At 58.9% G+C, this 6,789-nt stretch carries 7 protein-coding genes; 5 read left to right on the forward strand and 2 right to left on the reverse strand.

Going from position 1 to position 6,789, the window contains the following annotated elements:
- The first annotated feature begins 16 nt into the window (after positions 1-16).
- Genes citD through citG form a run of 5 tightly spaced genes read left to right on the forward strand, consistent with a single transcriptional unit; the run spans position 17 to position 4,033 of the window.
- On the forward strand, positions 17-310 hold the full coding sequence (gene citD / locus ACWKXX_RS20425) for a citrate lyase acyl carrier protein (protein ID WP_017382935.1): 294 nt from the start codon (positions 17-19) through the stop codon (positions 308-310).
- On the forward strand, positions 307-1,182 hold the full coding sequence (citE, locus tag ACWKXX_RS20430) for a citrate (pro-3S)-lyase subunit beta (protein WP_017692684.1): 876 nt from the start codon (positions 307-309) through the stop codon (positions 1,180-1,182). Before citD ends, citE begins: the two co-directional genes overlap by 4 nt.
- A gap of 10 nt (positions 1,183-1,192) precedes the next feature.
- A complete protein-coding gene (gene citF / locus ACWKXX_RS20435; RefSeq protein WP_261666009.1) occupies positions 1,193-2,716 on the forward strand; it encodes a citrate lyase subunit alpha in 1,524 nt (507 codons plus the stop codon).
- Positions 2,713-3,252 (forward strand): citrate lyase holo-[acyl-carrier protein] synthase, encoded by a 540-nt coding sequence (gene citX / locus ACWKXX_RS20440; RefSeq protein ID WP_047062730.1) that lies wholly within the window; start codon positions 2,713-2,715, stop codon positions 3,250-3,252. The genes citF and citX overlap by 4 nt, the downstream gene beginning before the upstream one ends.
- Positions 3,230-4,033 carry a triphosphoribosyl-dephospho-CoA synthase CitG gene (citG, locus tag ACWKXX_RS20445; RefSeq protein WP_032654999.1) on the forward strand — a complete coding sequence of 268 codons (804 nt, stop codon included), beginning with the start codon at positions 3,230-3,232 and terminating at the stop codon, positions 4,031-4,033. Before citX ends, citG begins: the two co-directional genes overlap by 23 nt.
- Positions 4,034-4,112: 79 nt before the next feature.
- Here citG and ACWKXX_RS20450 read toward each other — a convergent pair whose 3' ends face one another.
- The gene (locus tag ACWKXX_RS20450; protein WP_015571846.1) at positions 4,113-5,369 is read right to left on the reverse strand and encodes a nucleoside permease; all 1,257 of its coding nucleotides are present in this window, start codon (positions 5,367-5,369) and stop codon (positions 4,113-4,115) included.
- Positions 5,370-5,640: 271 nt separating this feature from the next.
- Positions 5,641-6,717 carry a membrane-bound lytic murein transglycosylase MltC gene (mltC, locus tag ACWKXX_RS20455; protein ID WP_017382930.1) on the reverse strand — a complete coding sequence of 359 codons (1,077 nt, stop codon included), beginning with the start codon at positions 6,715-6,717 and terminating at the stop codon, positions 5,641-5,643.
- Between the last annotated feature and the right edge of the window lie 72 nt (positions 6,718-6,789).

The following is a 6,789-nucleotide window of genomic DNA, read 5'->3' on the forward strand; positions in this document are numbered from 1 at the left end:
CTATCAGGAATTTATCATGAATATTGTAAGGGAGGCGCTGGCCGGAACGCAGGAGTCCAGCGACCTGATGGTGAAAATCGCCCCCGCTCACGGTGAGCTGGAGATTGTCATCCACAGTGAAGTGATTAAGCAGTTTGGCGAGCAAATACGCCAGGTGGTCAACGACACATTACGCGCCATGAACGTGCACCAGGGATTAATCATTATTGAAGACAAAGGGGCGCTGGACTGTGTGATCCGCGCCCGCCTGCAAAGCGCGCTTCTGCGTGCTGCCGATGAACAGGCCATCAACTGGGGGGCGCTGAAATGAGTAAACTCCGCCGCAGTATGCTGTTCCTGCCGGGCGCCAATGCCGCCATGCTCTCTACCGCCTTTATCTACCGTCCCGACTCCATCATGTTTGACCTTGAGGACGCCGTGGCCCTGCGTGAGAAGGACACCGCACGCATGCTGGTGTTCCACGCGTTGCAGCATCCGATGTATCAGGATATCGAAACCGTGGTGCGCATTAACCCGCTGAACACGCCGTTTGGCCTGCTGGATCTGGAGGCCGCCGTGCGCGCGGGCGTGGACGTGATTCGCCTGCCGAAAACCGACACCCCGGACGATATTTACGAGCTGGAAGGCCACCTCGAGCGCATTGAGCAGGAGTGCGGGCGCGAAGTGGGTTCCACCCGCGTGATGGCGGCGATTGAATCGGCCATTGGCGTCATCAACGCCGTGGCGATTGCCCGCAGCTCCCCGCGCCTGATCGGCATCGCGCTGGCCGCCTTTGACTACGTGATGGACATGCAGACCGAGCGCGGCGACGGCACCGAGCTGTTCTATGCCCGCTGCGCCGTGCTGCACGCCGCACGCGCCGCCGGTATCGACGCCTTCGACGTGGTGTGGTCCGACGTTAACGACGAAGCCGGGTTCCTGCGCGAGGTCGACCTGATCCGCAAGATGGGCTTTAACGGCAAATCGCTGATTAACCCGCGCCAGATAGACCTGCTGCACAACGCCTACGCCCCGACTCAGGAAGAGGTGGATCACGCCAAAAGGGTGATTGAGGCGGCAGAAGAGGGCGAGCGTAACGGCCTGGGCGTGGTCTCGCTCAACGGCAAAATGGTGGATGCACCGATTATTAACCACGCGCAGGTGGTGCTGGAGCGCGCGGCGGCCTCCGGCGTGCGTCGGTAAGGATGACATAATGAATCAGACAGAACTTCTCCATGTGAATTTCCCCCATCTGCGGGATCTGAAACCCTTTGATACTGCCCACAGCGCGACGCCGTGGCTGGCGGACAGCGAGACGAAGCACAGCCGCAAGCTCTGCGCCTCTATTGAAGAGGCGGTAAAGCGCAGCGGCTTGCAGGACGGGATGACCATCTCTTTCCACCATGCCTTTCGCGAAGGCGACCGGGTGATCAACACCGTCGTGGCGCTGCTGGCGCGGATGGGCTTCAAAAATCTGACCCTGGCTTCCAGCTCGCTAATGACCTGCAATGACGCGCTGATCGAGCATATCGAAAGTGGCGTCATCACCCGGATTTACACCTCCGGCATGCGCGGCAGGCTGGCGGATGCCATCTCTCACGGGCTGATGGACGAGCCGGTACAAATTCACTCCCACGGCGGGCGCGTGAAGCTGCTCCAGGACGGCGAACTGAACATCGACGTGGCGTTTCTTGGCGTGCCGTGCAGCGATGCGTTTGGTAACGCCAACGGCACGCACGGAAAATCGTGCTGCGGTTCGCTGGGCTACGCCATGGTGGATGCGCACTTTGCCCGTAAGGTGGTGCTGCTTACGGAAGAACTGGTGCCGTTTCCGAATATGCCCGCCAGCCTGGTGCAGGATCAGGTGGACTACATCGTGCAGGTGGAGAGCGTGGGCGACCCGGCGAAAATCAGCGTCGGCGCGGCGCGCGTCACCAGCAACCCGCGCGAGCTGATGATCGCCCGCTATGCGGCGGACGTGATTGAACACTCTGGCTATTTCAAACCAGGCTTCTCGATGCAGACCGGCTCCGGCGCAGCGGCCACCGCCTGCACCCGTTTTATGGAAGAGAAGATGGAGCGCGGCGGCGTGAAGGCGCGCTTCGCCCTTGGCGGCATCACCGGCAGCCTGGTGGATCTGCACGAGAAGGGGCTCATCGAAAAGCTGCTCGACACCCAGTGCTTTGACGGCCAGGCAGCGGCCTCGCTGGCGCGCAACCCGAACCACGTGGAGATCTCCACCAACGTCTACGCCAACCCCGGCAGCAAGGCGGCAAGCTGCGACCAGCTCGACGTGGTGATCCTCAGCGCCCTGGAAATCGACGTCGACTTTAACGTCAATGTCATCACCGGCTCCGATGGCGTGATGCGTGGCGCATCCGGCGGACACTGCGACGTGGCGGCGGCAGCCAACCTGACCATTGTGGTCGCGCCGCTGCTGCGAAGCCGCATCCCGACCGTCGTGAAGCGCGTTACCACCCGCCTCACGCCGGGGGAGAGCATTGACGTGCTGGTCACCGACCACGGTATTGCGGTCAACCCGGCGCGCCCGGAGATCCGCGAACGACTTATGGAAGCAGGGCTGAAGGTTGTAGATATCAACGCGCTGTATGAGCGAGCGATTTCGTTGACAGGCGTACCGAAACCGATTGAGTTCACCGACAAAATCGTCGGGGTGATCCGCTACCGCGACGGCAGCGTGATCGACACCGTTCGACAGGTAAAGGAGGAAGTGTGACTATTGCGACACCCGTGCGGACGGGTGTCAGCCTGGAAGAACTGCTGGCGGCGAAAGAGCGCCGCGCAGCGCGCCAGGCTGACATGCTTGCGCACTATCAACAACCGGTGATCTCCCTCACGCTGGTTACGCCTGGGGAAATCAAAGACAGCCTTCGCTATCGCAACACCATGGGCGTGGCGCTGCAAATGTGCGACCAGCTGCTGTGGGAAAACCGCTGGCAGGTGCTGGACCGTAAGGTGCTGTGGCTACCCACCGGACCTGAAGCCTTGTGGTGCATCGCGCATCCGGCGGCGGAAATTAAGGCGCACTGTGCAGAACTGGAGCAGACGCACCCACTTGGCAGGCTGTGGGATCTGGATGTGATCTGCCCTGAAAACGGCCACGTCGGGCGTCAGTCGCTGGGGGCGAATCTCAGACGCTGCCTGATCTGTGACGAGCCCGCTCATGCCTGTTCCCGTTCGCGCAATCACCCCGCTGAGCAGGTGGTTTCCCGCGTGGAGAAGATGATCGATGACTGGTTTGCTCGCGACTGAACCGCGCCCGGTTGATCTCCCTGCGCTTGCCGCAGAGGCGCTGTGGCAGGAGCTGGAGCTGACGCCAAAACCGGGGCTGGTGGACAGGCTCAATAACGGCTCCCATCGCGATATGGACCATGCCTTGTTTGTCCGCAGCATTATGGCGATTACGCCGTGGTTTGCCCGGTTTGCGGAACTGGGGGAAGCACATGCGGCCAAACCTGCCGATCGGCAGTTGCGGATTCTTCGTCCGATGGGAATGGCCTGCGAGCAGGCAATGTACGCCGCCACGGGCGGGGTAAATACCCACAAGGGCGGGATTTTTGCCCTCGGTTTGCTCTGCTTCGCCGCCGGGCGTGTGAAAAATATCTCTGCGGATAGCCTCTGTTGTGAGGTAAGTAACATCTGTCGTGGGCTGGTGGCGAGGGAGCTGGCCGGGCGCAGCGGGCAGGCAACGGCGGGGGAGCGGCAGTTTCAGCTGTACGGTTTAACCGGCGCGCGTGGCGAGGCAGAAAGCGGCTTTGCCACGGTGCGTAAGGCTTTGGATGCGTGGAACGGTCAGTCGCTTCACGGCCTGCTGTTGCGCCTGATGGCGGTAAATCAGGACAGCAATCTCGTTTCGCGCGGCGGCATTGAGGGGCTGCGCTACGTTCAGGGCTACGCGCGGGAATTACTGGCTAACGGCTGGGACTGCGAGGCGTTGCTGAAGATGGATAAGGCATTGATTGAACGCAATCTGAGCCCGGGCGGCAGCGCGGATTTGCTGTCGGTGGGGTGGGTGCTTTCTGGAATAAAATAGCCGGGTGGCGGCTACGCCTTACCCGGCCTACGGTCTGGTTTTTTAGGCCCGGTAAGCGCAGCGCCACCGGGCACAACAATCAATGCGCGATCGGCTGCGCACCGTGCGGCTCGCGCACGTGCTTGTACTTGAACAGCGCGATGAACGCGAAGAACAGCACCAGCGAGTACCCGGCGAAGATCAGCCACACTGGTTGCCAGTTGGTGATGCCGTTAGTGGTATACATCTCAACCACTTTGCCGCTCACCACGCCGCCCAGAATACAGCCGAAGCCGTTGGTCATCATCAGGAACATGCCCTGCGCACTGGCGCGGATTTCAGGCTTCACCTCTTTTTCCACAAACACCGAGCCGGAGATGTTGAAGAAGTCGAAGGCACAGCCGTAAACAATCATCGACAGAACCAGCAGCACGGTGCCGAACGCGCTCGGGTCGCCATAGGCGAACAGACCGAAGCGCAACATCCAGGCGGCGATACTGATCAGCATGACGTTCTTGATACCGTAGCGGCTCAGGAAGAACGGGATGGTCAGGATGAACAGCGTCTCGGAGATCTGCGAGATGGACATCATCACCGACGCGTGTTCGACGATAAAGCTCCCGGCAAACAGCGGATCGTTATCGAAGCTGTGCAGGAAGGTATTACCGAACATGTTGGTGATTTGCAGTTCCGCGCCCAGCAGCATGGAGAAGATAAAGAAGATCGCCATGCGCTTGTTTTTAAACAGTGCGAAGGCGTCCAGGCCAAGCATGGTGCTCCAGCTCTGGTTTTTCTGCTGATTAGATACCGGAATGGTGGGCAGTGTCAGGGTGAACAGCGCCAGCAGTACGGAGAGCGCCGCGCCGATGTAGAGCTGCATATGGCTCAGCTCGAAGCCCGCGAAGCTCACGCCCCACATCGCCATGATAAAGCCGATGGTGCCCCAGATACGGATTGGCGGGAAGTCGGTGACGATATCCAGACCGGCAGATTTCAGGCGATAGTAGGAGATGGTGTTGATCAGGCCAAGCGTTGGCATATAGGCCAGCGAGTTAAGCAGGATCACCATGAACATCGCCCCCGGCGTGGTCACTTCGGCCGCCATAAACAGCGTCCCCGCACCCACCAGGTGGCAAAGCATATACAGCCATTTCGCGCTTAGCCATTTATCCGCCACGATACCGAGCAGCGTTGGCATGAAGACAGCCGCAATACCCAGCGAGCTGTAAACGGCACCGATCGACGCACCATCGAACTTGAGCGTCACAAACATATAGGAGCCGAGTGTAGTCAGCCAGCTACCCCACAGGCAGAACTGCAGAAACGACAAGATTTTAAGCTGCAGCTTAAGGTTCATGTTACTTTCCTCACAAGTGAGCGGGAGATATGTTGTTTTGGGAACATTCAGGGTTGTTATTTGATGCAATTCTATCAGTTGGCAACGATATGTTTTGTTACCTCCCGCAAAAAAATGCAATCCACATTAATTTGCAGTCTGGATTGTGATGCAAATAGCATTTTCGTATGGGTGGGATGAGATGGGTGCGGTCTGATGCCCTCACCCTGGCCCTCTCCCACAGGGAGAGGGGAAGCAGAACACCTTCTCATTGCAGGAGAAGGTGTGTTGACTAGCGGCGACGGTAGTTCTTCTGCGCCGTATTCACCTTATACAGATAGCGGCGTGATTCCGCAGACGGGTGGCGGGTGGTGAGGGTTGAGTAGACATCCCCCGGCGCCATGCTGTTGATGATGTTCGCGGCCTGCACTTTGTCATTTGAGAAGACGCGCAGCACGCTGCCCGCCCCGCCGTTATAGGCGGTGATCACCGCATAGCGGCGTGAGGTTGGGTTATCAATCCCGCCCAGGTAGACATTGTTCAGCATCGCCAGGTAGGCCGTACCGGTATCAATGTTGCTTTGCGGATCGAACAGGTAGCTGCGGCTCGGCGTGCCGGATTTCCCCTGTGCGCGGAACACGTCTTTACCGGCGCTGTGCTGTACAACCTGCATCAGCCCCAGCGCGTCGGAACGGCTTACCGCGTAGGGGTTGAACGAGGACTCGGTCTGCATAATCGCCAGGATCAGCGACTCATCCACGCCATACTTACGCGACGCCTGACGCACCATGCCCAGATACTTATGCGCACGCTTGTCGAGGTGGTTCGGCACCAGGTTGATCGTGACGCTGTAGATCACTTTCAGGCCGTTGGTGCGGCTTTTCAGGCGCGTTTGCAGCAGGTAGTCGGCAAATTTCGTGGCGCGGCCTTCCCAGCGGATCGGCTGACCGGTCTGGTCAACGACCTGGCCATACAGAAACGGCTCTTTGGAGATGGTGATGTCATCGGCATCAGAGTAGAGGTCGATAGACCCCGGATCGTCGCCCATCAGCAGGGTTTTGATGATGGCCTGACGTAAATGCGCCGCAGGTTCAGTCCCTGCGATGGTTTCAACCGTAATCGTACCGTCATCGAAGTTGATGTGGCTACGGGTCTGATAGGCGTCAGTGTACTTAACGTAGTCCTTCGGTCCGGCAATAAGAACTTCGTTAAATCCCCATATGTTCTCGATGTTGTGGGCAAACTGCCCCATCAAAATGTCAAAACCGTTGGTGTCCTTTACCCAGGCTTCGTTGTATTCATCGCCTTTTTTGGAAGAACAAGACACAAGCAACGGCGCAACAAGGGCTAGCGCTAAAAGTTTTTTCATCATTCCGGGAGTGCGTGTTGTGTTTGCTTTGGGGTTGCTGTTGCCGGGTGGCGCTGCGCTTAACCGGCCTAC

Source organism: Enterobacter sp. UPMP2061 (assembly GCF_053709615.1).

Excerpts from the sequence above, each read along its gene's own strand:
- citD (WP_017382935.1), top strand. The coding sequence starts at position 17 with ATGAATATTGTAAGGGAGGCGCTGGCCGGAACGCAGGAGTCCAGCGAC.
- citE (WP_017692684.1), top strand. The coding sequence starts at position 307 with ATGAGTAAACTCCGCCGCAGTATGCTGTTCCTGCCGGGCGCCAATGCC.
- citF (WP_261666009.1), top strand. The coding sequence starts at position 1,193 with ATGAATCAGACAGAACTTCTCCATGTGAATTTCCCCCATCTGCGGGAT.
- citG (WP_032654999.1), top strand. The coding sequence starts at position 3,230 with ATGACTGGTTTGCTCGCGACTGAACCGCGCCCGGTTGATCTCCCTGCG.
- ACWKXX_RS20450 (WP_015571846.1), bottom strand. The coding sequence starts at position 5,369 with ATGAACCTTAAGCTGCAGCTTAAAATCTTGTCGTTTCTGCAGTTCTGC.
- mltC (WP_017382930.1), bottom strand. The coding sequence starts at position 6,717 with ATGAAAAAACTTTTAGCGCTAGCCCTTGTTGCGCCGTTGCTTGTGTCT.